The organism is Paenibacillus sp. FSL R5-0473 (assembly GCF_038004565.1).
GTDB lineage: Bacteria > Bacillota > Bacilli > Paenibacillales > Paenibacillaceae > Paenibacillus > Paenibacillus amylolyticus.
The window spans coordinates 2,495,631-2,521,843 of record NZ_JBBORL010000001.1 but is presented as its reverse complement, the minus strand read 5'-3'; the positions used below and the strand labels follow the sequence as shown (position 1 = coordinate 2,521,843).

The following is a 26,213-nucleotide window of genomic DNA, read 5'->3' as shown; positions in this document are numbered from 1 at the left end:
TGAAGAAAACTTCAATAAATCAATTTTTATAAATTTAACTAAACCCCAAAGGATGCGGTGGATATACTCCTTGGGGTTTGTTTTGATATAATAGTTTTTTTATGTCTATAAAGGAGATGGAAGATGGGAAAATATAAGTGGGATATTGTTTTTTATTTGGCCGTATTTTTATTTGTTGTGTACATGAAGATGAATGACCAATCTCTGTTTTGGATACTTGGAGTTGTTCTCACCGCTACTCTGATCATGTTTACCATTCGTATTTTTTATCCTCTGGGTTGGGAAACACGCATGGAGCGCGTGGAGGCTTTTCTACGCAGACAGGAGAATACCCCAAAGATTTATATCTATTACGCTCTTGCAAACAGACTTGATGATGAATTGGAACACACAATAGAGCGCATCAGAAATGAGGACACCAATAAAAGGACACAAGCAGTATATAATGCAGCTTACGGCTCCTATCGCAACGACTTGGTAGCTGTTCGTACTGCGGTGCAGAATATGCGTAGATCGGATTATCGTACATATTATGAAACGTATTTGCTTATGGAAGAAGGAAGAAGTGAGCAGGCGAGGGAACACTTGAAATCCATTAACAAGGTCTGGATGAGATCTTCGCTTCTTGCAGCGATCGAACTAAAAGCGGGACAACGCGAAACTGCGATTCAGCTATTACAGGAAGCAATGCAGGCTGTCAGAGGTGTCCATCGTTATATGATATTTAAGGAATCAGAGAGATACTAAACGGTGAACAACAATCTTTCTTGGCATATAGTACAACTGACACGGATAAAAGCTTGTTCCACATAGGAGCAAGCTTTTATCTTTTGTCTTAAAGGAAGGACAGGAAGGACAAGAGTATACTGAGGCGCTAAAATGTTCGGCATAGCGGAGAACACCCGAATTAAAATGCTTTCCAACCAGTTAGCCTATATGAGGAAAATCTTAAAGTCTTTTAAACGCTTTTACATAACAGCAGATGATTCAGCCGTTTTATTTTTCTTCGCAAGCGGCTTTTTCCTTAGTGTCCTATCATACAGATATGGCTTTCCGTGATAATCCCGTGCATGCTTTTGTTTCTGCTTTTTATGTATATCAACCTTGATCTCCAGATTGGCAACGTTATTCTGGAATTCAGAAGCAACTCGTTTGCACCATTTCAATCCACTTTCTTCAGATGCACTGAAATGCACGCGTAATAGATATCCGTTCACCGTTAATTCAAACTTGTATAAATTCATGATATGTATCCTTTCCAGACGGGCATGTTATGTTACACCAAATACGATAATCTGATTATAACAGGAACGTATGTTCTGTAAAAGTGTTATTTATGATACCCGCAATTCAATAAGGTTCGCTAGACATCTTTGCAAGAGTCCGTTTAATGGTAAAATATCTAAAAATGGTTCATGTTGGGGGATACGCATGTATAAACTGATGATCGTAGATGATGAATTGCTCATGCGGGTTGGAATTCGTTCCATGCTGAATTGGGAAGAGTATAATTTCTATGTTGTGGGCGAGGCGGGAAATGGAAAAGAGGCATTAAGCCTTGCGCTTGAAGTGATGCCTGATCTAATTATTACAGATATCAAGATGCCGATTATGGATGGGCTACAGCTTATACAAGAGGCCTCCTGCGTACTGAAAACATGTAAGTATGTCATCCTGAGTAATTTTGACGAATTTCATTATGTGAAAGAGGCGCTAAAACTTGGCGCTTCAGATTATTTGATTAAAAGTGAGATCACCGAATCCTTCCTTATTGACCTCCTGAGCACGGTTGGACAGAAACTGCAAAGTGAACATGTTCACCCAACCAACACAACCTCTATTACACAGGACTATTCCAAGAGCCTAAGATATCTAAAGGATAGTTTCTTCCAAGATATTGTAAGCGGATTCATTAGTGAGGAGGATATCGTCACCAAAGCGGAAGAACTGCATTTTCGTATACGTTCGGACCAGTTGGTTGTCATGAAGTTCATCGTGAACTATTACGAGGATGCAAAGCGGAAATATGTTGAGAAGGGGGAAAAGCTGCTCCGATTTTCGATTCTTAATATTATGGAAGAGATCATTCCATCGAAGTGGGAGAAAGAGATTTTTGTTGAAAGTTCCTCAGAATATTGGGTGATCGTCAACGTACTTCCTGAGAGCCAATCTGTACACGCCGACTTGAATAAACTTTGTAATAAATTGCTGTCTTCGATCAAGGATTTTATGAATCTATCGCTCACGGCTGGGGTAAGTAGAATGACTTCCGGTTTCCTTCACATCAGGACGGCCTGCCAAGAGGCAGAAACGGCTCTACAACAGAGTTTCTTCACAGGAAGCAACCAGGTGTTGTATTACGATGATATGGTTCAATCCCCAGATCGACATGAAGTTAAGGGGGCTTTAAGCCCGCAACAAGAGCGAGATTTGTTGAAGTTATGGGTAAGCAAAGACAACAAAAAGGCGGAAGAGTTCCTTGAAGGAATCCGATCCAATCTGGAACAGCTACGAGCAGATGAGAATAGCATTCGCAAGCAATATATCATGGTAATGGAAACGATACATTCCCATCTATCCCGAGCTACGGAAAGAGGTGCCCCTTCTTTAACAGAAAAATCACCCTATGAAATCGTTCTAAAGGGGGAGTATTGGGAGGATATCCACCAAGATATGCTTGCTCATATTGCATATTACTTCCAAACCGATTCCCAAATCAAACAGGAAAGCACGTACACCGATCTCGCCACTGAATTGATCGACAAGTATTATGCGGAAGATATCTCACTGCAAAGTATCGCTAGCCAAATCAGTGTGAATGCGTCGTATCTCAGCCGTGTGTTCAAACAGGAACGAGGAGAGAACTTTATTACGTACTTGACCCGAGTTCGAATTGAACATGCGAAGGCGTACCTATTGAGCAGAGGAATGAGAGTGTATGAAATCGCAGAAAAGGTGGGTTACCATAATTACACGTACTTCAGTAAGATTTTCAAAAAATCGGTAGGTGTCACTCCTGAGGAATATCGAGAATTACAGCAGGGATGAATGTAATCGGTGAATAGAGGTGCAGCATATGAAGCATGTTCGGCCCTTCCGAATCAAGTACAAAATTATGGTGATCTGTATGACGGTCATTATCCTTCCGGTATTGGTGATGACAATCAACTCGTATTACTCCTCAGAGCGGTTATTGGCACAGAACTATACAACGTTACTAAACGATCTGGCCAAACAGACGAATATCCGCATTGACGAGTTCCTCAAGGAGATTGAGAAAATTTCGTTGCTCGCCAGCAATGGCCTTAGTGACAATCTGTCTGCGACCCATGAAGGGAGTTTTCCGATCCAGGATTTCCTGCGAGAGGGTGATGAACAACATGAGATTCCCGCATACAATATTCTGATGAATTATATCATGATGAAAGATCGAGTATTCTCCATCTACCTCTACAATATGAACGGGGGGCAAGACCTTTTTGTCAGTCCACATCAACCCATTGATCCAAACTTCAAAGTAGCAAACGAATTGTGGTTTAAAAAGTTCATGCATGATAATGATCGAACCATTACCCTCACAACACGAATCGACGAGCAATTGGAGAATAAAATACTGGCAGTGTCACACGCTCGCAAAATTCATGATGTGACTAGTGGAAAACTGCTTGGCGTGATTGTTGTCAGCATTGATATCAAATTTATTGAAATCGTCAACCGCAACTTGCAGGAAGGGCTGCGCTCCAGATTCATGATTGTTGATGAGGATGACAAGATCGTATATAACGTGAATGAACGATTAATCGGGACACTGTTCCGGGACAACGTTCGTCCGCCTGAAGCACTGAATGTCGTGGTGACCAGTCCCCTTAGTCAGCAAAAATGGACAACTTACTTATATATGCCTTTGGATGAGCTGACTGCTGATGGCAAAATATTGGGCCGTAATCTGGTGACGCTTGCCATTGTCATTGTTCTTTTTGCTGCCGTCATATCCATCTTTTTATCTCACGTGATCACAACTCCCATTAAAAAACTGCTACGGAATATTGCTCTAGTCGAGAAAGGTCAGTTTGAACAAGTTGAACCTATTGGATCAAGAGACGAGATTGGACATTTATCCATTCGATTTAACAGAATGTCACATGAATTGAAGCGGTTGGTCGAACGGATGCAGCAGGAAGAAATAGAGAAAGCCAAGGCCGAGATGCGTGCGCTCCATGACCAGATCAAGCCTCATTTTCTGTATAACACCCTTGGTTCGGTGAAATGGATTGCCTCGATGCAGCAGGCTGATAAAATCGTGGAAATGACCGATGCACTAATCTCGATGCTCCGCTATGCAACAAAATCCGATGGAACCCTCGTAACCATTCGTGAGGAACTTGATAATATAACGAATTACGTAACGATCCAGAATGTCAGGTACTACGATTGTATTCAGATGAGATACGAGATTGAGGATAGACTGCTGGATTATCGCATGCCCAAAATGATTCTACAGCCCATTGTGGAGAATGCAATATTTCATGGACTCGCTGAACTCGAAGAAGACGGAATCATCACCATTCGGATTCAATCACAGCTGGATGAAGTTGTGATCGAGGTCTGCGATAATGGTGTTGGTATGGATCATCATACGATGCAGAATCTATTGGAAGAAAAGTCCGGTGCAAGTAGGGGAACGAATGGGATTGGATTGCATAATGTGCAGCGGCGGATTCAACTTCATTTTGGTAAACCCTATGGAATACAGGTGGAGAGTAAAATAGGTGAAGGTACCATTTTCTCCATTCTGCTGCCTGCCATCATAGAAGCCAAATAGTCATTCATGCTTCCATTCATGCATCTCATAATGCGGTACAGCGATCATAAACATAAGTTTAGATATAAACAAAGGGCTCGCAGTATGAACTGCAAGCCCTTTTGTTCACCCTTTGACGCTACCTAGCACCAAACCTTTGGTGAAATATTTCTGCAAGAATGGATACACGAGTAAAATCGGAATGGCACCCAGGAACATCTGAGCGGCGCGCCCCGTTCTGGCGTTCATCATGGACAACAGCTGCGTATAATCTGACCCAGATTTCAGCATGATTTGCTCAAAACTTTGCAGGAGGGTCTGGAGGTAACTTTGTAATGGATAATTGGCTGGATTGTTCATATAGATAATGCCATCGAACCACGAATTCCAGTGGGCAACGATACTGAACAAACCAACCGTAGCGAGAGCGGGCTTGAGAAGTGGGAGTAGAATACGAAGCAATACCTGTACAGGCCCAGCACCATCGATAATGGCTGATTCTTCAATCTCCTCGGGTAGCCCCCGAATGAAATTCATGAGGATAATCATACTGAATACGGGGAGGGCCCCAGGCAAGATCAGAGACCATATGGAATCAATCAGTCCCATTTTGACAACCACGAGATAGGTTGGAATTAGTCCTCCGCTGAATAACATGGTTATTATGAAAAATCCCATATAGATATTACGCCCCATTAATTTTTGTTTGGATTTGGAGAGGGGATAAGCCGTGAGTACGATCAGAACCAGATTCACCACCGTTCCGATAACAGTTCGTTGAATGGCTACCCAGAGAGAGGAGAAAAATGATCCTCCAGTTAATGCAAATTCATAGGCTTTTGTCGTAAATTCCACAGGCCAGAACGTAACACTGCCCGCAGATACAGCTGCGCTGCTGCTGAATGAAACAGCCAGCAGGTTAATAAACGGCAGAATACATAGGAGAGAGATTAGAAGCAGTATGGTGTAGTTTAAGATAAGAAACACACGTCTGCTCATACTTTTATCATAGATCATAATGTGAGTTCCTCCTTCTTAGAAGATACGATAACCAGCCACTCTGTAAGCCAGGATGTACGATACAGCAACGAGAACACTGGAAATGATCGATTTGAATAACCCGACAGCGGTACCAATTGAATACTGTGCTTGTTGAATTCCTAAACGGTAGACATAGGTATCAATAATATCACCCGTCTGATAGACAACAGGGGAGTAGAGATTATAGATTTGGTCAAAGCCAGCATTGAGTACATTTCCAAGTGAAAGTACGGTCATTAAAACAATGGTTGGCATGAGTAGAGGCAACGTAATGTAGATGGTTTGTTTCCACCGTTTCGCTCCGTCGATCACCGCGGCTTCGTAAAGTCCCGGATCAATACTGGTCAGGGCTGCCAAATAAACAACCGTGCCAAACCCGAAACCTTTCCATATGTCACTCACAATCATCGTCCAAGGAAAAATAGAGGGTGTGCCAAGAAAGGAGATCGGTGCAATACCAAATACACTTAGAAATGTATTGATAATGCCGTCGGAGCTAAGGATATCCAGCATGATGCCAGCCATAATGACCCAAGAGAGGAAGTTCGGAATGTAGACAAGGGTTTGAAATGTACGTTTAATTCCACTGTGTAGTACCTCGTTAAGCAGTAATGCGAAAATTACGGGTACGATTATACCACCGATAATCTTAAAGACAGACATGTACAATGTATTCCAGATCGTTCTTACAAAGTTCGGCTGATTAAATATGTGGGTAAAATTATCCCATCCTACCCATGGCGAGTTGAAGCCGAGGCCCGGATTGTACTTCTGAAACGCAATAATAAGTCCATAGAAAGGGATGTAACAAAAGATGAAGACCAAGACCAGGCTTGGAATCAACATGAGATGGTAAGGACTCTGCTGCTTCCATTTTCTCAACATTCATATTCCTCCGTTCATCGTACGCCAAATGTAATCGCTATCAAATAAAGGGGAGGGATGACCCTCATCCCCTCTTTGTGACAAACGAGATTATTTCTTCCCGTAGGCTTCATTAACTGCCTGAGTTGCGTCATCGCCCCCGGCTGCACGCCAATTCTGGACAATAACATCGAAATAATCGATACTTTCGCTACCCATAATGATCTTGGTGAAGCCTTCGGTCAGGATATCATCCAAGGTTGTTCCGTAGCTTGAAAGTATTTCTGGCGTAACCCCCCATAAGGCCGTCTTTGTATAGTTCTCGCTGTCCAGTACTTTCTTGGCAAGACCATACGCATTCTTTGGAGCCCCTTGTTGCAAATAATCACCAACTGCTCCTGGGGTTGCATTCTCGATGAATTCCACACTGTTGTTATATTTTTGCCACATCCCCGAAGTTGTGAGTCCACTGGTATCCTTGGATTGAAGGGCAGCGGAGACCGCCTCAAATTGCTCGTAATCGGAATTCGGATTAAGTACACGGAACGCTCCAACAACATGGGCAATATCGTTGTCCAGCAAGGCGGATAACGTTTCTGTGGATTCCTTGCCATTGCCTTCGTCCACAATATAAGCGTAGTCGTTCAAAATTTTGATCACTTCTTCAGGGCTCTTAAATCCCTTTTTCATAACGATATAATTGTTGTTGGCGAAGAAAATGGATTGTTTGGCTTCTTTTCCATCAACGGTAGGGATGATATAAGGGTAGAAGATAGCGTCCTTACCCAGATTGGATACTGTGTCGACACCCGGATTATAACCCCACCATTGGTAATAAGGTTGCATTCCCACTTTGCCGGCTACGATATCCGCGTTCATCGCATTAAAGTCTTTGATTGCAAATTCCGGATCAATGATGCCTCGCTTGTACCATTCTGACCACTCAGCCAGCGCATTTTTCATCTCAGGCTGCACGGAGCCGTACACGAGTTTTCCAGTGCTATCCTCCATCCACATATCCGGATGCGCATTCCATGCAATGGCCAGCAGGTTGAGGTAATCCAACGATTGGTCTACCGCTATACCATAACCACCGTGCTTTTCCATGAATTTGAGTGCGATATTTTTGATGTCTTCCACAGATTTCGGATCTTGGACACCCAATTCTTCTTTCCAGTCGTTCCGGATCCAGATGAAGTCTGGTTGTTCAATTAATCCCCAGTGCATCTGTGGTATCCCGTATAGCTTACCGTCCTTCTTTCCAGATTCGTAACTGTCTGCATCTGCTTCCATGTAACCTTTGAGACGATCTGAAGCGTATTGATCAAAGACCTCGGAAAGGTCCATGACCATATCTGCTTCGACTAACTGTCTCAGTTGTGATGGATTAACTCTGAATACGTCAGGAAGATCGTTCGATGCGATAGCCAAATTGAGTTTTGTATCGTACTCATCGCTGACCCAGTCTGTTTTGACATTGATATTAAACTTCTCTTTGTATCGCTTAATCCATACATTGTTGGTGATATCGTCGCCCTTTGGATATTTTGCTGAAGTGTATTCTGAGGTTACGGTATGAATGGTTGTCGTTCCAGCCTCGTTGGAATCCGTGTCCGTCGTTGAACCTTTATCAGCACCGCTTCCATTGCTACAGGCTGCGAGTAATAAGGCTGACATGCACACAGACAAGACTAAGGCTTTCGTTTTCTTGTTCATTTCTTTTCCCCCTTATCAGTCATATTTCAATAACGCTTACTTGAAAATATTCTAAACGAGAAAGGGGGAACGGGATATAAAGGTTATTGACGAGAACCGGTATCTTTTTTTACTTTTGAGTTGTAGCGGAGAAAAGATTAATGAGCTTTGTGCACTTTTTTTACTTTGTACTCCTTCTTTTTTTACTCATGACTCCAAAAATTGCTTTAGATGATGATCGATAACGAGTGAATCCTCTTCGTTTGCTCCGATTCCAAAGCAGTGTCCCCACTTGGACTCTATAGGTTGATACACAGCGTTTGGCATATGCTGAGCATCATACGAACTGTCTTCTGGCGTGAAGAACAAGTCACTTGATCCTGGCATAACGAGTGCAGGAGCAGTGATCTTGCTTAACGCCTGTTCGAAGTTGCCGTCATCTACGGGATTATCGCTAATGTCTCCATAGATTCCTGTACGCAACATGGTAATCAAGTCGTTAGCATCGAAGGGAAGAAATACTTGATCCCAGTAATCTTCTACATAAGATTTCAAGGAGTCGTAACCCTCAGATTGGTACAATTTCTCCAAATAGTACGCCTGCGAGAACCCCCATGGAGCATAAGCTCTTCCCATCGCTGCGAGACCGGCAACCGGAGGGCGCTCATATCTACCATTTTTATAATTCGAATCTGCCTGTAACGCCGCGATCATTGCTTCGAATACCAACTGTGTATGGGGTCTGCTCTTTGCCGTTCCGCCAAAGGGGGCAATACGTTCGACCATCTCAGGATAACTAGTTCCCCATTGATAAACCTGCATGGCTCCTAGAGACCAGCCCACAACAAGTTTGATTTTGGAGATACCGAATTTTTGAGTGATGAGTTGATGTTGGGCATGCACATTGTCATACATGGAGATGATAGGGAAGTTGTTCTTATCATATGGGGCAGGGGTATTACTTGGAGAAGACGATAACCCGTTACCCAACATATTGGGCACAACGATAAAATAACGACTGGGGTCCAGCGCTTTGTCCGTTCCAATTAACCATTCATTATCTGTGTGAATTCCAGCAAACCATGTTGGGACAACAATAACATTGTCCTTTGCCGCGTTTAAGTTTCCATAGGTCTTGTAAGCGATAAAGGCTTGAGGGAGCTGTTGCCCCGATTGAAGTAATGTATCTCCTAAGTTATATGTTTCATAATCGTTCATAGATTGATTCTCCTTATAAAATAGTAATAACTTGATTTCACTCTACATTACGTCTATTATCAATTCAACGAAACGTTATCGAACATATCATTCATTTATTTTGAACTTAGGAGGTGCCTGACTCATGGAAATACGCCAGCTAAAAACCTTTTGGACACTTGCATCGACCTGCAGCTTTAGTCAAACTGCTGAATTATTGAGCTATGTACCGTCTACCATAACCATGCAAATCAAATCGCTGGAAGAAGAGCTCGGGGTGAAATTGCTGGATCGATTAGGCAAAAAGGTTGTGTTAACGGATGCTGGCCAACAGTTTCTGCCGTACGCCACTAAGATATTAAACGATGTAGAGGAAGCAAAGTGCATATCCAGTCAGCACGGAGAATTGGCGGGAACGGTTGTGATCGGAGCAGACGAAGTGCTGTGTGCATATCTTCTTCCAGCCTTGTTCAAACGCTTCCGAGCGGACTATCCTGGTGTGCGGTTATTGTTCCGCCCCTTGTCTGGGCAAGAGCTCAAATCGAGTCTGAGAGAAGGGCATGCCGATGTCGTTTTTGTATTGGATGAGCCTATGAATTCTAAAGACCTTCAGTCAGAGTTTTTAAAGGATGAGACCTTTCAAATGGTGGTTTCTCCCGATCATATGTTAGCATCGCGTTCCGAGTTGGTCATCGATGACTTCCACAAACAGCATTTTTTACTGACCGAAAAGAACTGTTCGTATCGCACTCATTTTGATCAATCCATAACAAAGAAAGGTGTGGATGCTCTGACAGAGCTGGAGTTTCATAGTGTAGAAGCTATTAAACAATGTGTTGTGGCTGGTCTAGGGATCGCTTTATTACCTGAAATGGCTTTGAAGAAAGAGTTGAGCGATGGGGAAGTGGTTGCACTACCGTGGGATTTATCAGATGTATCCTTTTCTGCGCAAATGCTCTGGCATCGGGAAAAATGGATCTCTCCGTCTATGGCTGCTTTCATGGAGGTCGCCAAGAGTGAGTTGATTTGATTGTTCAGAATTTGTTTAGATGTATGTGTTAAAATATTCTTCATGGAGATCGTGAGGTTAAATGGAATCAACCTTCAACAACATGATACAGATATATATGGGGGATTAGCAATGGAGAGAAAGATTAGAAATTCTGCAAAAGCATTGATCATTAAAGACGGGAGAATGCTTGCAATGAAGCAGGATGATAATGATGAAGTCATCTACATTCTGCCTGGTGGGAGCCAGAATGCAGGTGAAACCCTGACGGATGCTGTGAAGCGTGAAGTTGCGGAAGAAATCGGAATAGATGTAGAACCGTTATCACTGGAATTTGTCATTGAAGGTGTATACGGTGAGGCTCTTCATCGTGTAGATTTTGTTTTTTTATGCGAGTACATAGGTTTGATGGACCAAGATAGTTCTATTCTGCCAAGTGACGAAAACCAAGTGGAATATGAATGGCTCGAAATTAAAAATATAAACGAACTACCTTTATTTCCTGCAAAATTACGAAAGCAGATCATTAGATTGGTTGAGGGAGAAAAAACGGTTATGTATTTAGGAAATGAGGAAGATGACGACCTGAATAGTTAGATGTGTACACGTCGTAAACAAGCGGCCGTCTTGTATTTATAAAGGAAAGGCTATTTCAAAGGACATGATGATCCAGTGAAATAGCCTTTTTGTCGTTGAACAAAGTGTACAGAGCGATTCAAAAAAGAACATCTAGATAAGGGGTTACATTAGGCCAGGAGTTATAGTTCTTGTTGCTTCACGCCTGCTATCATATTTTTCTGACCCCACATTACCATGGATTCAATTAAAGGAACCAATTCCTTGCCTGATTCTGTGAGCGAATACTCCACTCTCGGTGGCACCTCGTTATATTGCTCCCGATGCACGATGCCCGAATGAATCAAATCCTTCAAACAGTTCGTTAACATCGTCCCGGTAATGCCAGGCAGTCTTCTTTTTAATTCATTGTAACGTATACAGTCATTTTCACTGAGGATTGCCAGAATCGGAAGATTCCACTTGCCTCCAATGACCTGAAATGCATAAGTCGCTGGACATAACTGATCAAAATTAAAGTCGTATTTCACTTGGTACCCTCCAATAGTATACTTTTTGATACTAAGTCAGAAAAAGAATCGTACTTGTTCAGAAGATTGTAGACATTATAATCAAACTAACACAAGAAAATCAATTCATAAGACAATATAAAGGCGGGATACACGTGAGTAACGAATCTATGATGTGTGATCTGGAAACAGGCGTATGTGGTGTGAGCGAAGAAGAGGCGATGCAAGAAATCAATCTGAATCACGTTGAGAAAAGGATAACTCTTTATTACGCAACAGATCCGATCTGCTCTCACTGCTGGGCGCTTGAGCCTGTGCTTCATCGGTTTATTGAGGAATACGGTCATTATTTTACGCTGCAAATTAAAATGGGTGGGCTACTGGCTAACTGGAATGGTTTCTCGGATGGCGCTAACGGGATTCAGAAACCTTCGGACGTTGCACATCATTGGAAGGAAGTGGGTGAACATTCACGCATGCCCATCGACGGTTCCTTATGGCACGATAATCCAATACTTTCTTCCTATCCGCCATCTCGCGTATTTAAGGTCATTCAGAGTACACACCCTGGTAAAGAGCAGGACTTTTTAAGACGTGCGCGTGAAGCCGTGTTTGTATTTAATCGAAATATTGGAGAAGATGATGTGCTGACGGATATCGTCAATCAACTGGGCTTGAATGGAAAAGAAGTGGTTGAGGCGGCTGCACAGCAATCAGCACAAGAGTTATTAGAGGAAGACTTTGAGAGTGTCGCTAGTTTGGGAGTTAGAGGTTTCCCATCAATTATCATTGTGAATGAAGAGAACCAGGGTATGAAAATTGTCGGAGCCCGTTCGCTTGAAACATATGTGCAAGCACTTCAGCAGGTGCTTGGTGGTGATCTGAAACCCAAACAGATAAACTCGTTGGAGCAGAAAATCAATGAGGGACACCTTCTTTTTTCTAAAGAAATTGAGGTCTTGTACAGTATCGAAAAAAGTGATATTGAATCATATGTGAAATCTGAATTGGCAGAGCACACATATCGTATGGGTCATATTTTGAATGAGATGTATATTGAGCATATCTGAGGCAGGAGCCATGTCAGAATCTTCCTGCTTTCGGCACACGGATGTGTTATTCGCACAGGCAAGTCGTCCACCCATTGCGTAGACTGAAGTAGATCAAGTCAAGTGAGGTGAATTCCATGGCTAAAACCAATGAAATACACGTCCGGGTGAAACGGCTCAAGGATCGCCCAGTCTGCGTGACTCTTCATAATGGCGAGACGTACGTCGGGTACATCTCTGGCGTTAACAGCGAAGGCGTAGTGCTTACCGGGGGCGGAAAGCTTACACAGGCCGCAATCACAGCACCCTCATCTGAAGGCAGTGCTCGCAAAACCAAACCTAAAGCAGGGGCTACGAGAAAAACAGCATCCTCTCGAAACCGTAAACGGGTGAACAGCACACGTAAGTCGCAAGTACGATCCCGGTCGATGTCTCGTTCAACGTCTAGGCAAGCCCAGGTATCATCTTTCATGCCTATGCTAGGCTCAATGTTAGGTGGCTTTGGTGGACTTGGCGGTGCAGGCTCGATTGGAGGTATGTTAGGCGGCGGTATGCGGTTGTTTGGCATGATCCAGCGGTTTACACCTGTGGTCAAAATGGGGTATGGCATGATTAAGCAGATTCAGCCATTTATGGGGGCAGTTCAAGGGCTGATGACTCCAGCAAGCCAAGCAGCTCAGGCTGAAACCGAAGGTGAAGAGGAAGCACAACAAGGATAATACTTGAAATGAAATCGTGAAATAGAACACAACCTTCGTTGCATTTGGGAAGGAAACATTGCTAGTATGTTGGGTGATTTGATCTCTTTCTGATCTGGTCTGTTCCTTATCTTCTTCTCTGTTCTGTTTCAGCTTCTTCGCTAGATGCTTCACTGCAAGCTGCTCTCCGTACGCCAAACGGAGGGTGGCTTATTTGCTTATGCTGTAAATGGGGTTCGAATCAGCTCGATTTCGGATGCTTACTCAGTGCTAACGAACCTCAGAAACCTTATTCGGGTCAATATCAAGCTATTAAAATTCTAACGAACATGACACACCCTATTTGCTGCAAAATGTAAGATATAGTATGAAAAAGGGGGCTGATTCTGCAGCATAACTTCTCCTGTGTTCGTTAGAATTAAAATCCGCCCGAATCGGGTTAAATAAGACTCCCTGTATTCGTTAAATTCGTTCGTTGCGAGGAATAAAAAATGAGGTTTCAAATACGCGGCACACTTCTAACTTTGGAACTATGTAGTTGGGCCGTTTGCCATCATACAGCAAAAAGCACCGCGCGCAGGGAGCTGCACGCGGTGCGGAAAACAATGCTGATGTTGCAGAGTAAGAGAGAATTCTATCCCGCTCTTATTATTTATTATGCCTGTTTGGTTTTGAGGCGAATCACGTTCCATGATGCTTTGTTCAAGACTGCTTGCAATTTACCCTGGTCAACCGTTGTATATCCGCCGTTGTGAGGAACAACGTTACGTGGGTTTTCTTTGGTATTGGTGGCTTTCAAGTCGTTGTTCTCCAATACAATATGCTCCACAAATGTCGTTTCTCCGAAGGAACGCAGATCCACATTCAGTTCCAACTTCTCATCCAGATGTCTGTTCACCGCAAAGATTGTGATCGTGCCGTTTTCTTCATCATGCACACTGATCGCTTCGAGATAAGGCACATCTGTAAAGTCTTTGGAATCATATTTAGGTGAAGAGGTGATGGATCGCAACACCGTACCACGACCGAAGTTGGATGCATGCATGAACGGGAAATACGTCGTCTGGAACCAGATTGCTCCGTTATTTTCCGTCATGATTGGTGCAATGGTGTTAATCAACTGAGCAAGGCAAGCCATTTTTACACGGTCGGCGTGCTTGAGTATGGTAATCAGATAACAGCCCACAGCCAGTGCATCTTCATGTGTATACACATCTTCAAACTCTGGAGGCGCAATCTGCCACCGTTCTTCCATACGGCTTGTGCCGATGGATTTCCAGACATTCCATTCATCCAGAGACAGCATTAATTTCTTTTTGCTGCGTTTCTTGGCTTGTACAAAATCACAGATTGAAGCCACACTATCAATAAATTGATCCAGATCCAGCGATGTCGCCAGGAAGTCATACGTGTTGTCTTTATTGTTGTTGTAATACTGATGCAGGGACAAGTAGTCCACATTTTCATAGGTGAGATCCAGCACAGTTGCTTCCCAATCTGCAAATGTACTCATGTCACGGCTGGAACTGCCGCAAGCCACAAGCTCGATATCCGGATCAACCCATTTCATCGCTTTGGCTGTCTCATTGGCAATACGGCCATATTCATATGCAGTCATTGCACCAATCTGCCAAGGGCCATCCATTTCGTTGCCTAGACACCAGGTTTTGAATTTATGCGGGTCCTTGTAACCGTGAGAGATACGCAGATCACTCCAGTATGTGCCAGATGGGTGGTTGCAGTATTCGATCAGGTTTCTGGCCGCATCAATGCCGCGAGTACCCAGATTTACAGCCATCATGACTTCGGTTCCAACCAGCTTGGCCCAATCTGCAAATTCGTTTGTTCCTACCGCATTTGTTTCAATCGTCCACCAAGCGAGTTCAAGTCTGCGTTTACGCTCCGATACCGGACCAACGCCGTCCTCCCAATTGTAACCGGATACGAAATTGCCGCCCGGATAACGAACAATTGGCACATTCAAAGCTTTAATCGCTTCAATGGCATCCTGACGGAAACCTTGAGCATCTGCCGTAGGATGACCTGGATCATAAATTCCGCCGTATACGGCCCTTCCCAGATGTTCTATAAACGAACCATAGACACGCGGATCTACTTCAGCAATCTGAAAGTCTTTATCGATAAGCATTTTGGATGTAAGCATGGTATGTACCTCCATTGGATGAATTCATATTTTCAAAAGAATTAACAGTGGTATTGAATTCGCTTAAAAGCAAAATCAAATCATTGATTTGTTATCTAATATGTATCATAATGCTTATATATTGAGCAAGTTCATTTTGATGAGTTCGCAAAATAACGAATCCTGAAATTGAAATAGATCGATTTTACTCAAAAAAGGAAGTGAACATCATGATGCTTGGGACAGATGCAGCTTCATTGCTAATTTACGAGGCACTGGCAAGTGAAGCCCGTTTAAACATTGTGCGCCTGCTGCTACAAAACAGGGAAATGCATATCAATGCGCTTGCCCAAGAGCTTTTTCTGAGCAAAGCTATTGTAAGTACACACGTGAGCAAATTGCAGAAAGCGGGCATTGTAGGCAGCCGCATGAAGCGTGAGAACGGTGGAACGTATAAATACTGCTTTATTCTGCAAGAATTTATGACTATCAATCTCTCCCCTGAACCAGTTGATGCTCCTTATCATGAAGTCTCTATTCCGGTAGGTCAATATACAGATTATGAAGCATGGCCGACCTGCGGGATTGCGACAACTACGCAGATGATTGGACAGTACGACACGCCTGCCTGCTTTATGGACCCGGATCGGGTCAATGCAGGTATTCTTTGGTTTGCACAAGGTTTTCTGGAATATAAGATCCCCAATTATCTGAATACAGAACAGCATCTCCAGGAAATTGAAATTTCACTCGAACTCAGTTCGGAAGCACCCCAAGTTAATGAAAACTGGCCTTCTGACATCCGTTTTTCCCTTAATGGTCATCACCTCGGAACCTGGACAAGCCCAGGGGATTTTGGAGATCGGAAGGGCAAACATACACCGTTATGGTGGAAATTGGACGTCAACCAGTATGGTGTACTGAAGGTGCTGCGTATTAACGGAGAAGGGACGTTTATGGATAGCCAGCGCATCTCAGATGTGCGTATCCATGATCTGGAGCTGGATTCATCCACTTACTGGACGTTTGGATTAAGACCGGAAGAAGGGGTGCCCGGTCGAGGCGGACTTACGTTGTTCGGGAAAGGGTTTGGCAACTACGATCAGGACATTTTGATACGGTACTATTACGAGGCTGCTGAGTTATAAATTTGGCTAGTAAAATGTGGAATATTAGGATAAGATGTAGCCATCTGAACAAAAAGGAGCGTTTTTAAATGTCTAACAAGGTGATTTTGCTTTAGGTTCACAGAAGGATATTTGCGTTACAGGGATTCCTTTTGTGGACATTGCAGTGCGGGAAACCGTCCAAACAATGTTTACTGGAGGAGATTATTATTAATTTTAACGAAGCTGTTAACATCAGCAATACACATGTATTGGCATTGGTATCCGAGTTGTTTGACCTGGAGGGTTACAACATTCAGCTTATTCCGCCTCATGAGGGTGGACGGAATGTCGTTTACACCTGTGAGCAAGAGGGACGTGAATCGCTAATTCTCCGAGTGTCTTTTTTGCCTGACAGAAAGCGTGAAGATTACATTGCCGAACTGGAGTATGTCCGGTATTTATTTGAGCACGGTGCAAGTGTCTCGAATGTAGTCAGCTCGAAAAAGGGCGATCTGTTAGAAGAGGTCACTTATGGTGAGCATACGTTCTTTATCTGTATGTTTGTGAAGGCCACAGGGAAGTTGCTGGTAGAGAACCATTATCAGTACCGGGAAGGCGTTCCACTTAGCGAATACTATTATAATAGCGGTAAAGTTCTGGGCAGAATACATCAGCTATCGAAAGGGTACACTCCCGTCCATCGCCGGCATCATTTGATTGACAATTACAGCGGTGAATATATCGATAACCTGGTACCTGAATCATTTTCTCTGCTTAAGGAGAAGATGGTTGAGCTTCTTAATACCTTAGAAGGTTTGGATACAAACCAAGAGACATTCGGCATGATCCATTTCGATTATAACGATGGGAATTACTCAATCGTTTTTGATACCGGTCAGATCACCGTGTATGATTTTGATAATTCATGCTTCGGTTGGTATATGTATGATCTGGCAGATCTATGGACACATGGCGTCGGCTGGATTCAATTTGAGCCGAATGCGGATAAACGCAAACAGTTCATGGATGACTATTTCCAAACCGCCCTCGCTGGATATACTTCCGAAACCAAGATCGAAGATTCGATGCTGGAGAAGCTGCCTTTATTTATTCAAGTCACTCTCTTGGAGAATATTCTAGGTCAATTTGAGGAAATGCAGCGTGCTGGCGAAGAACCGGAAGCTAACGAAGAACTGCTGTATCTCATTAAATGTCTGGAAGAGGATATACCGTATAAAGGATTTTTCCATGAGATGTATTCCACTGAAGCTCCTTTTGAGTATGAGGGACGCTGAAGGGACCTGTACGTAAACTAAACCCTGAATAACCAAGGATTCATCAAGTGGGGAGGCAGCCGGATCGACCGGTTGCCTCTTTGTTTGTCTGCGGTATGTTATTCGAATTTGGAAGGGGGCACGTTGTAGAATTTTTTGAATGCTTTGGAGAACGTAAAGGGATCGGGATAACCCAGAAATCCGGCAATTTGCTGGATCGTATATTTTTTCTCATACAGATAGTCTCTGGCCCGGTTCATTTTGATCTGATTGATATACTGCCCCGGTGTAATACCGAGAATTTTTTTGAACAACGAAATAAAATATTTCTCAGAGACGCCAGCAATGTCTGCAAGCTCGTTAACTCGGATGGCACGATGCAGATTCGCATCCACGTATGGAAAAACATTCTGCAGAACTTCCAGACTTCCTTCGATCTTCTTCGGTTTTCGGTCTTTCAGAAACTCACCGTGATACAGCCCTTGCCTATGTAATTCCAAAATTTTGGCGATGACGAGAAGCAGAGAGGCTTTCAAGTAAAGTGGACTGGCAGAAGCGCCGCTACTCTGCTTGAATCTTCGATAGGACGAGGTGAAGAGTGTTGATTCCTCTTGAATCAGATTGCCAGGTACGATGCCCGGGAGCTGAAACTCGCCGAGAATTCGCTTTTGCTCAGCGATGCTGAAATCAAAGTGCATGTATACGAATCGGCACATCTCTCCGGTCGTGGAAGCAATATAGGGCATATCCGGATAAAAAAACACCACGTCACCCGGGCCTGCGATATGCTCGATTCCATCGATGGTAATTAGCACGGAGCCAGCTGTAATGAACCACAGATCATAATCGGAATGAGACTTGTGCTCCGTCCAATTACTGTCGTGTGTTTGTTCCAAATAAGAGCTCATGCGAAGTGTGATATACTCCGAAAGTTCGTCGATTATACTCATATTTACAGTTCCTGTATGCATCTAATCCAACTCATTCCTCTCTACTTTATGACATCCTTCATTTTTGACTATCATAACAAAGGATTTATCTCTTGTTAACTATCGTACGATATGACATGTTTTGAAAACTATCACACATTCCGATTCCAGCCCACTCACCTATAATGAACTTATATCGTTAAAAGGAGGGGTTATTAATGAATGCTACAAGTACTCAGCATCCAAAGGTAGTTGTTATTGGGGCGGGCAGCCTGTTTTTTGGTCGGCAGTCCATCTGGCAGATGGTACACTCCCCATATTTGAATCAAGGAACGCTGGCTTTGGTGGATACGGACGAGGAACGGCTTTCGAAAATGGTAAAACTAGCGGAAATGGTCGTCAAGGAGAACAACGTATCCCTAAAGATTGAGGGTTCAGTGGACCGAAGACAGGTACTACCGGGAGCCGACTTCGTTGTGCTCAGCTTTGCTGAAGAATCGGTGAAATATCGGGGCATCGACTGCCAGGTTTCTCTAAAGTATGGGATTCGCATGTGTTCCGGCGATACGATTGGCCCTGGAGGAATCTTTCGCGCGATGCGGGAACTACCGGTTATCATGGAGTGCGCCAAAGACATAGAGGAGCTGTGTCCGGATGCGTGGGTGATCAATTATATTAACCCGTCTACCGTGCACGGCATCGCTTTACATCGTTATGCACCCAATCTCAAATCATTTGCGCTGTGCGATAGTCATCATATGCCGCATAAGAAAGCCTATTATGCCGTACGAGCCGGAATCATCGAAAATACAAGCCAGTTCACCGAAGAGATCAACCAGAAATTCGATTTTCGTATCGCGGGTGTCAATCATTTCACTTGGCTGCTCAAAGCCGAGTATGAAGGAAAAAATGTGATGCCCACAATCGCAGAAGCCATGCGTAAGATGGCAGGTGAGGAGAACAACGGCGGTGATCGCGGCGCAAAAGCTCTTTTTAACGATGCAATTACCTATGAACTGTATGATATTTTCGGAATCATTCCTACTTGTACGGCGCATACAAAGGAATACGTTCGGTATTGGCAAGGTCTTGGCAAAACTGCGGACACGATTCCCCCATTATCGATCTGGGAGACAGAGGACAGATATCAGCGTCACGATGAGATGTGGCAGCAGGTGGATGACTTTCTTGCAGGGAACATCCCGATTGCCGATTATATGAGCACCTTCGGACCAGATCATGCGACTGACATCATCGAAAATATGGTGGGAAACTTGGGCAAAAAATTCTTCATCAATACGCTCAATCAAGGTGCGGTAACCAATATGAATAACGATTCGTTCCTGGAACTACTATGCGATGTAGATATGGATGGGGCGAAACCACTCCATGTAGGCGAGATGCCGCGTGGGATAAGAGGGATGCAAGAACTTGTACTGGATACGCATGAGCTTACGGTTGAAGCTGTGCTGGAACAGAGCTACGAGAAGCTGAGAAGGGCGATGCTCACCGACCCGCTCGTGAGTTCCATCAGTGACGCGGACAAGATCATCCATGAATTGTTGGAGCTGGAGCGTAAGATGATTCCGGACATTTGGTATAAGGACAGACTGCAGTATAACTAAGAACGATAACGATCAAAGACCACGTCGGTTCCTTCCATGGGACTAACGTGGTCTTTGTTTTTATCTTTTGTCATGTATCAAGAAATCCTACTCCACTTTAAACAAGCTAGCATGGTCTTCATAGTACGAAGTAATAAAATCACGAAATTCTCGAACAATAGGAGATAACCATTTTTGTTTGACCCAGGAGAGGCTAATGGGATATATGGCTGAATCATCAGCAATTTTTACATAACGTAACCCCAGTGCTCTACATACGGAGATCGGAATTAATGCAACACCTTGATTAAGGCTGATAATTTCAAGCAGGGTATGAGAATCGACCTCAAATGCATGATTGGGGAGGAAACCTGCTTTTTCACAGAGCATAGTTGTAAAGCGGCTGTACTCCTTATTATCGGCAAGGGAAATAAAGGGCTCATTTGCAACAACACTTAATGAAATGCTTGTTTCTCCGCCGTATGCATGATCCGTGGGCACAACCAGAACAATGTCCTCCTCAACAAGAACAACACTCTCAATCTCCTCATCCTGAATCGGATGCCCCGTAATGCCCAGATGCATATCATTTTTCTTCAAACCTGTAATAATTTCACTGCGGGTCCCAATACCCTGATGAAGCTTGGTTTCAGGGGAACCGTTGATATAGTCACTAATGAGACCTGTGAGGAACCGAGTATTCGTAATCGAGATCCTGATTGTATTGGATATTTGCTGTTCCTCCGCTTTAATCTCCATCTCTGCATTTTCAATTTCAATAAAAATCCGGTTTACATGCTTTAATAAAATCTCACCTGAGGAATTCAATTGAATGTTTCTTCCTCTCCTGTGGAATAAGGGGGTACCCAGTTCATCCTCAAGTCTTTTAATCGTTAAGCTTAGGGAAGGTTGAGCAATATTCAATTGGGCAGCTGCCTTGGAGATATGTTCAGTATAGGCAACGGTCTGAAAGTATTTGAGCTGAAGCAATTCCATTTATCTGCACTCCTTATTTATTCTGATAAATATATATAGTACTTATTATGTATTATATTAAATTTAAATATTGATGTAGAATTTTTTTATGAGATACAGATCAAATTTTAAATAACAAAATTCAACTAAATTTATAAGGTAGGTGTCTTTGATGAAAATCGATGTGAATAACATAGCTAAAAATCTGAATACACCCCTAACAGCTCCGGCATATCCAATGCCACCGTACAAATTCGTGAATCGTGAATATTTGAATATTATTTACCGGACCGATGAAAAAGCGTTGCGGGCAGCCGTACCGGAACCTCTGGAAATTACTGAACCTTTGGTTAGATTCGAAGTGATGTGGATGCCAGATGTTTCTGGACTGGGTGCATATACAGAAGCTGGACAAGTTATCCCTGTACAATTCAATGGGGAGGAAGGCGATTATGTGCATTCGATGTACGTAGACAATTTCCCCGCGATTGCGAGTGGTCGAGAGCTCACCGCCTATCCGAAAAAGCTGGGTGCACCCAAGTTGTATACCGATTCAGATACACTAGTTGGCACACTAGATTATGGAACGCTGCGTGTAGCCACGGCAACGATGGGATATAAACATGTGGAGATGGATAAAGAGTTCGCCAAACGTGAAATATGCCGACCTAATTTTATGATTAAGATTGCTACCGACTATACCGGGAATTTAAGAATATGTGATCTGATCCGTACTCAAATTACGGACATCGAAGTGAAGGAAGCTTGGACAGGACCTGCCCGACTTCAACTGTTCGAACATGCGTTGGCACCTCTTGCAGATCTGCCTGTGTTGGAAGTGGTGTCAGCTTCTCATATCCTTACCAACCTAACCTTAAACGCTGCACAACCTGTATATAACTACCTGGAAGAAAAATAAGGAGGAAAAATAAAATGAGAATTGCAATTGTAGGAGCAGGATCTTTGGGAACCATCGTAGGCGCATATCTTGCGGATGGTGGACTGGACGTTGAGTTAATTGATGCATATCAAGAACATGTAGATGCTTTAAATCAGACCGGTGCTAAAGTGCCGGGTACCACAGAGTTTCAGGCAAAAGTAAAAGCCATTACTCCTGATCAGAAATCAGGACAATATGACCTCGTGTTACTTTTAACCAAACAACTCTACAACGATTCCATCCTTCAGGAATTAATTCCATTCTTGAATGAAGACAGTATGGTGTGTTCCTTGCAGAACGGGATTCCCGAAGAAAAAGTGGCGTCCATCGTGGGTGAAAAACGTGTTATTGCTGGCTCCGTTGAATTCGGCGCTACGTTCATTGAACCAGGTGTATCAAGTCTGACTACCGAGTACACTCAATTTAAGCAGTATGCTTTTCAGATTGGTGAATTAAATGGTGAAATCACCGAACGAATTCAGCGCGTGAAATCGGTGTTGGACCTTGTAGGTGGAACACATATTTCCGATAACCTGGTTGGAACCAAATGGTCCAAATTGTTGATTAACAATGCATTCAGTGGTTTGTCCGCTGCACTGAATGGGGAATACGGAGACATTATCGATCATGAAGCCGGCATTGTGAGTGCAGCTCATATTGCGGACGAGACGATTAAAGTTGCTCGCGCCAATGGGGTTACCTTGGTTAAAATGAATGGATTCGACATCGCTTCACTCGAACTGAACAGCAAAGAAGATATCCCTGAACGGGTGAAAACATTACGTTACGTGATGGAGCCCTCCAGACTGCTCAAAGCAAGCATGCTTCAAGATCTGGAGAAGAACCGCAAAACGGAGATTGATTATATTAATGGGGTTGTTTCAAGTAGAGCAGAAGGTACCGGAATTGCGACACCTTATAATGATTTAGTTGTAAAACTGGTTAAATCTGCTGAAGAAACTCAAACCGTCCCTCACTTTGACACGAACATTAAAGCTTTTGAAGAACTATTAAGTGCACAATAATAAATTCAATTATTTCAACTGAAAGTCGCTAATATAGCGGCTTTTTTGTTGTATCAGTAAATCTAGTCAGGTTTAAATTTAAGACGAGGAGACTGTTTTTCGTATTTTTTATTTCCTAACATTATACAAAAAGGGGAATTAATTTTGATATAATATAACTTGCTTGTTATTTTACTATTCGAAGGAGATTCATAATGAGGTACTCTTGGTGGGAATTCACGTTTTATTTGGTTGTATTGATGTTTGTCTTGTTTATGCAAATAAACGAATATCCTCTATTTCTGATTGTGGGGGTTGTAGTCGTTACCATTCTTATCGCCTTTATTAAGCATGTTTTTTATCCTTTAGTATTTGATAAGCGTATAGATCGTTTAGAGTGCTTTTTATCAAAGCAGCAAAATACACCTGGGACATACATTATTTATGTCCTTGCAAACAGACTTGATGATGAGGTAGAACTAGTTATGGAGCAGATTATGCAGAAATATAAGCGAAGAACAACACAAGCACAGTTCAAGGCAGCTTACGGATTATATCGCAAGGATATGTTTGCCATTCGGCAAGCTGTACCTCATATCGGCTTATCGGACTACCGTACATATTATGAAACCATTCTACTATTGGAAGACGGGAAAAGTGATGAGGCGCGGGAAAGACTTAAATCCATTAAGAAAAAGTGGATGAGATCAACATTGCTTGCCGGTATTGAACTCAAAGTAGAAAACCGCGATACCGCTATTCAGCACGCGCATGAAGCACTTAACTCTTCCAGAGGTGTTAATCGTTATGTTTTATATAAGGAATATGAAAGAGTATTACCAGAAGTTGTTGGACACATATCGTAAAATGGTGAAAATGTTATAAAAAATAAACCGTGCTTTACGGTTTATTTTTTTTCATTTGCTAGCAGAGGTGTGAGTCCATCCTTAGCAAAAATAGAGGGTAGAATCGTCAATAACCTCTCACGGGTAAGGGGATCATCGTAGTTCCAGCCAGCTTCTACTATATGTACTTTACTGGGTAACAACATGCCAACCAAACTTTGGAGCGGAGAAGGTATATTTACATTCATCTCCTCCTGAGGTACCATCACGAAGTTTCGGTCTCCACCGTATTGTGTGATTTTATTGTGATCGATTTGTATCCAAGGTCTGCCATTAATGATCAGTTGATTTACGGATTCGGTGGGTCGAAAGCCAAGTGATTCATACACGGTAGCAGCAAATCCCGTCTGTCCCATAACATATATGTTCTTACCCAGCACCAGATAGACAGTTGCTCGTTCTCCTGCAATATAATCATCCGCCAATTGTCGCCGGATCCTCCTGACACTCTCCTCATAGCGGTCGATCCACTGTTCAGCCGTTCTGCTTCGACCGAAAAGATCCGCAATATAACGAAGACGCTCAAAAGTGCTGGTTGATTCGCGATAAACGATGGTAGGTGCAATGGCATCCAGTCGAGGTAACTGTTGCTCACTATAGTTGCCTAGCAGGATAAGATCAGGCTTCAGTAGGGAGACTTGTTCCGGTGCGCCTTGCAGTCCAATATCCGGGATCTGATGCAGTTTGTTTCGATATATGACTTGTGATTTCATTGTAGTTATACCCGCACCGACTGGACGGATACCGATAGCAAGCAACTCACCAAGGGTATTGGTACCTGTGACCACGATTCGTATAGCCACATCAGGGAGGGAAATCTGCCTGCCGAGGGAATCGGTGATCGTTCTTTGCCTGGTATTTCTTTGTATATTGGCGTATTCCCGTGGAGGGTGTCCTGTGAGCTGATGAAAGCGCCGACTGAAATAATACTCATCCTTAAAACCGACTTGTCTGGATATTTCACGCAAGGTATCGCTAGAACTGGACAATAGCTTTTTGGCATGCTTGACTCTAAGCTCTGCCAGGTAATCGGTTGGTTTCTTACCAGTCATCACCTTAAACAATTTGCTATATTGCCATCGAACCATGCCGGCCATTTCCGCCAAAAGCTCTACGGTCAGATCTTCGTTGTAGTGCTGCTCCATATAGCTGAGTGTACGCTGTACCGCTTGATCATTTTGCACTGGCGGAGCAGCGCTTTCTAGCTGAGCCATCAGGCTAAGTATCAGTTGCAGCCGGGCCTGAGTAACTGCTGATTTTGAATGATGCGTAGGCGTGAATTTCTTCTCCTGCAACCGATTTTGCTTGTTGGATTGCAAAGGCAGCGGAGAAATCCAGTCCTCTCCTGCCAACGCCAATTTTATAGTAGAAAGAGACAGCCTGTAAGGAAAGCCCAGAATAAGAGGAGGGCAAGCCGGGAGCAGATTCGACTTATCCACCTGAAAAGCAAGAAAGGTAAACCGAGCTACAAGCGCTTGCTCTTTTATCGTTTTGAGAATGTAGGATTGCTGAGTAGGGAGCAGAATACAACTGCCTTGGCTCAGATCTTTCGAAATATTGTTTGTTAACAGCTGAATTCCATGATCCAGAGCAATAAGCAATGTATATTCATTGGCAGCCTTGCTCTTGGTTGATGGATTATGATGATTGGTTTCCTGCAGTGGTGCGAGCTGAAGCAGATCATGCTGCTGCAGTTGGATGTATAGGGAAGCCATTTGCATTCTGGAGCACTCCGATCTAGTGATAATAATTCTCAATTACTAGTTTACCACATTTTACACGTTAGAGAATGTTTCGTTGCAGACCTTATTACACGTAGCAGAAGTTTACAAAATCCAAAAATCCCCCATAACCCAAAGGGGTTGGAGGATTTTTGACGTTATCTATGCGA

23 protein-coding genes are annotated in these 26,213 nt (G+C 43.2%); 13 read left to right on the top strand and 10 right to left on the bottom strand.

Going from position 1 to position 26,213, the window contains the following annotated elements; translation table 11 throughout:
• Positions 1-123 precede the first annotated feature (123 nt).
• Complete coding sequence (locus MKY28_RS10965; protein ID WP_340935959.1) at positions 124-747, top strand: hypothetical protein; 624 nt, start codon at positions 124-126, stop codon at positions 745-747.
• Between the two features lie 221 nt (positions 748-968).
• On the opposite strand, the gene MKY28_RS10960 is transcribed toward MKY28_RS10965, so the two are convergent.
• Positions 969-1,244, bottom strand: coding sequence for a hypothetical protein (locus MKY28_RS10960; protein WP_100526290.1), 276 nt, complete (start codon positions 1,242-1,244; stop codon positions 969-971).
• Between the two features lie 187 nt (positions 1,245-1,431).
• Here MKY28_RS10960 and MKY28_RS10955 point away from each other — a divergent pair, with 187 nt between their 5' ends.
• Together MKY28_RS10955 and MKY28_RS10950 are read left to right on the top strand one after the other, a co-directional pair.
• Positions 1,432-3,048, top strand: a complete 1,617-nt coding sequence (locus MKY28_RS10955) for a helix-turn-helix domain-containing protein (RefSeq protein ID WP_340935958.1) — start codon at positions 1,432-1,434, stop codon at positions 3,046-3,048.
• 28 nt (positions 3,049-3,076) lie between these two features.
• Positions 3,077-4,822 carry a cache domain-containing sensor histidine kinase gene (locus tag MKY28_RS10950; protein ID WP_340935957.1) on the top strand — a complete coding sequence of 582 codons (1,746 nt, stop codon included), beginning with the start codon at positions 3,077-3,079 and terminating at the stop codon, positions 4,820-4,822.
• A 105-nt stretch (positions 4,823-4,927) separates the two neighbouring features.
• Here MKY28_RS10950 and MKY28_RS10945 read toward each other — a convergent pair whose 3' ends face one another.
• The 4 genes from MKY28_RS10945 to MKY28_RS10930 form a co-directional block, all read right to left on the bottom strand.
• A complete protein-coding gene (locus MKY28_RS10945; RefSeq protein ID WP_340935956.1) occupies positions 4,928-5,818 on the bottom strand; it encodes a carbohydrate ABC transporter permease in 891 nt (296 codons plus the stop codon).
• Between the two features lie 18 nt (positions 5,819-5,836).
• Positions 5,837-6,727, bottom strand: a complete 891-nt coding sequence (locus tag MKY28_RS10940; RefSeq protein ID WP_036615758.1) for an ABC transporter permease — start codon at positions 6,725-6,727, stop codon at positions 5,837-5,839.
• A 90-nt stretch (positions 6,728-6,817) separates the two neighbouring features.
• Positions 6,818-8,422, bottom strand: coding sequence for an extracellular solute-binding protein (locus MKY28_RS10935; RefSeq protein ID WP_100526294.1), 1,605 nt, complete (start codon positions 8,420-8,422; stop codon positions 6,818-6,820).
• A 186-nt stretch (positions 8,423-8,608) separates the two neighbouring features.
• The gene (locus MKY28_RS10930; protein WP_340935955.1) at positions 8,609-9,619 is read right to left on the bottom strand and encodes an alpha/beta fold hydrolase; all 1,011 of its coding nucleotides are present in this window, start codon (positions 9,617-9,619) and stop codon (positions 8,609-8,611) included.
• A gap of 124 nt (positions 9,620-9,743) precedes the next feature.
• Here MKY28_RS10930 and MKY28_RS10925 point away from each other — a divergent pair, with 124 nt between their 5' ends.
• Positions 9,744-10,628, top strand: a complete 885-nt coding sequence (locus MKY28_RS10925; protein WP_340935954.1) for a LysR family transcriptional regulator — start codon at positions 9,744-9,746, stop codon at positions 10,626-10,628.
• Positions 10,629-10,739: 111 nt separating this feature from the next.
• A complete protein-coding gene (locus tag MKY28_RS10920) occupies positions 10,740-11,204 on the top strand; it encodes an NUDIX domain-containing protein (RefSeq protein ID WP_340935953.1) in 465 nt (154 codons plus the stop codon).
• A gap of 161 nt (positions 11,205-11,365) precedes the next feature.
• Here MKY28_RS10920 and MKY28_RS10915 read toward each other — a convergent pair whose 3' ends face one another.
• Positions 11,366-11,713, bottom strand: a complete 348-nt coding sequence (locus MKY28_RS10915; protein ID WP_340935952.1) for a winged helix-turn-helix transcriptional regulator — start codon at positions 11,711-11,713, stop codon at positions 11,366-11,368.
• A gap of 134 nt (positions 11,714-11,847) precedes the next feature.
• On the opposite strand from MKY28_RS10915, the gene MKY28_RS10910 reads away from it, so the two are divergent.
• Together MKY28_RS10910 and MKY28_RS10905 are read left to right on the top strand one after the other, a co-directional pair.
• Positions 11,848-12,762: a DsbA family oxidoreductase gene (locus tag MKY28_RS10910; protein ID WP_340935951.1), complete on the top strand. Its 915-nt coding sequence runs from the start codon at positions 11,848-11,850 to the stop codon at positions 12,760-12,762.
• Between the two features lie 116 nt (positions 12,763-12,878).
• Complete coding sequence (locus MKY28_RS10905) at positions 12,879-13,460, top strand: hypothetical protein (RefSeq protein WP_340935950.1); 582 nt, start codon at positions 12,879-12,881, stop codon at positions 13,458-13,460.
• Positions 13,461-14,094: 634 nt separating this feature from the next.
• Here MKY28_RS10905 and arfA read toward each other — a convergent pair.
• Positions 14,095-15,603, bottom strand: a complete 1,509-nt coding sequence (arfA, locus tag MKY28_RS10900) for an arabinosylfuranosidase ArfA (protein ID WP_340935949.1) — start codon at positions 15,601-15,603, stop codon at positions 14,095-14,097.
• Between the two features lie 209 nt (positions 15,604-15,812).
• Here arfA and MKY28_RS10895 point away from each other — a divergent pair, with 209 nt between their 5' ends.
• Complete coding sequence (locus MKY28_RS10895; RefSeq protein ID WP_340935948.1) at positions 15,813-16,730, top strand: ArsR/SmtB family transcription factor; 918 nt, start codon at positions 15,813-15,815, stop codon at positions 16,728-16,730.
• Between the two features lie 131 nt (positions 16,731-16,861).
• Entirely contained in the window at positions 16,862-17,986 is a 1,125-nt protein-coding gene (locus tag MKY28_RS10890; RefSeq protein ID WP_340935947.1) for a phosphotransferase enzyme family protein, read from the top strand.
• Positions 17,987-18,084: 98 nt separating this feature from the next.
• On the opposite strand, the gene MKY28_RS10885 is transcribed toward MKY28_RS10890, so the two are convergent.
• Complete coding sequence (locus MKY28_RS10885; protein ID WP_340935946.1) at positions 18,085-18,936, bottom strand: AraC family transcriptional regulator; 852 nt, start codon at positions 18,934-18,936, stop codon at positions 18,085-18,087.
• A gap of 176 nt (positions 18,937-19,112) precedes the next feature.
• Here MKY28_RS10885 and MKY28_RS10880 point away from each other — a divergent pair, with 176 nt between their 5' ends.
• Positions 19,113-20,519 (top strand): family 4 glycosyl hydrolase, encoded by a 1,407-nt coding sequence (locus MKY28_RS10880; protein WP_340935945.1) that lies wholly within the window; start codon positions 19,113-19,115, stop codon positions 20,517-20,519.
• Positions 20,520-20,606: 87 nt separating this feature from the next.
• Here the strand turns inward: MKY28_RS10880 and MKY28_RS10875 are convergent, their stop codons facing one another.
• Complete coding sequence (locus MKY28_RS10875; protein WP_036615729.1) at positions 20,607-21,494, bottom strand: LysR family transcriptional regulator; 888 nt, start codon at positions 21,492-21,494, stop codon at positions 20,607-20,609.
• 151 nt (positions 21,495-21,645) lie between these two features.
• Here MKY28_RS10875 and MKY28_RS10870 point away from each other — a divergent pair, with 151 nt between their 5' ends.
• The 3 genes from MKY28_RS10870 (at position 21,646) to MKY28_RS10860 (ending at position 24,283) form a co-directional block, all read left to right on the top strand.
• On the top strand, positions 21,646-22,392 hold the full coding sequence (locus tag MKY28_RS10870) for an acetoacetate decarboxylase (RefSeq protein WP_081746052.1): 747 nt from the start codon (positions 21,646-21,648) through the stop codon (positions 22,390-22,392).
• A 14-nt stretch (positions 22,393-22,406) separates the two neighbouring features.
• Positions 22,407-23,438 (top strand): ketopantoate reductase family protein, encoded by a 1,032-nt coding sequence (locus MKY28_RS10865; RefSeq protein WP_340935944.1) that lies wholly within the window; start codon positions 22,407-22,409, stop codon positions 23,436-23,438.
• Positions 23,439-23,632: 194 nt separating this feature from the next.
• Positions 23,633-24,283: a hypothetical protein gene (locus MKY28_RS10860; RefSeq protein WP_340935943.1), complete on the top strand. Its 651-nt coding sequence runs from the start codon at positions 23,633-23,635 to the stop codon at positions 24,281-24,283.
• A 41-nt stretch (positions 24,284-24,324) separates the two neighbouring features.
• Here the strand turns inward: MKY28_RS10860 and MKY28_RS10855 are convergent, their stop codons facing one another.
• Positions 24,325-26,043 carry an AraC family transcriptional regulator gene (locus MKY28_RS10855; protein WP_340935942.1) on the bottom strand — a complete coding sequence of 573 codons (1,719 nt, stop codon included), beginning with the start codon at positions 26,041-26,043 and terminating at the stop codon, positions 24,325-24,327.
• Positions 26,044-26,213: the final 170 nt, after the last annotated feature.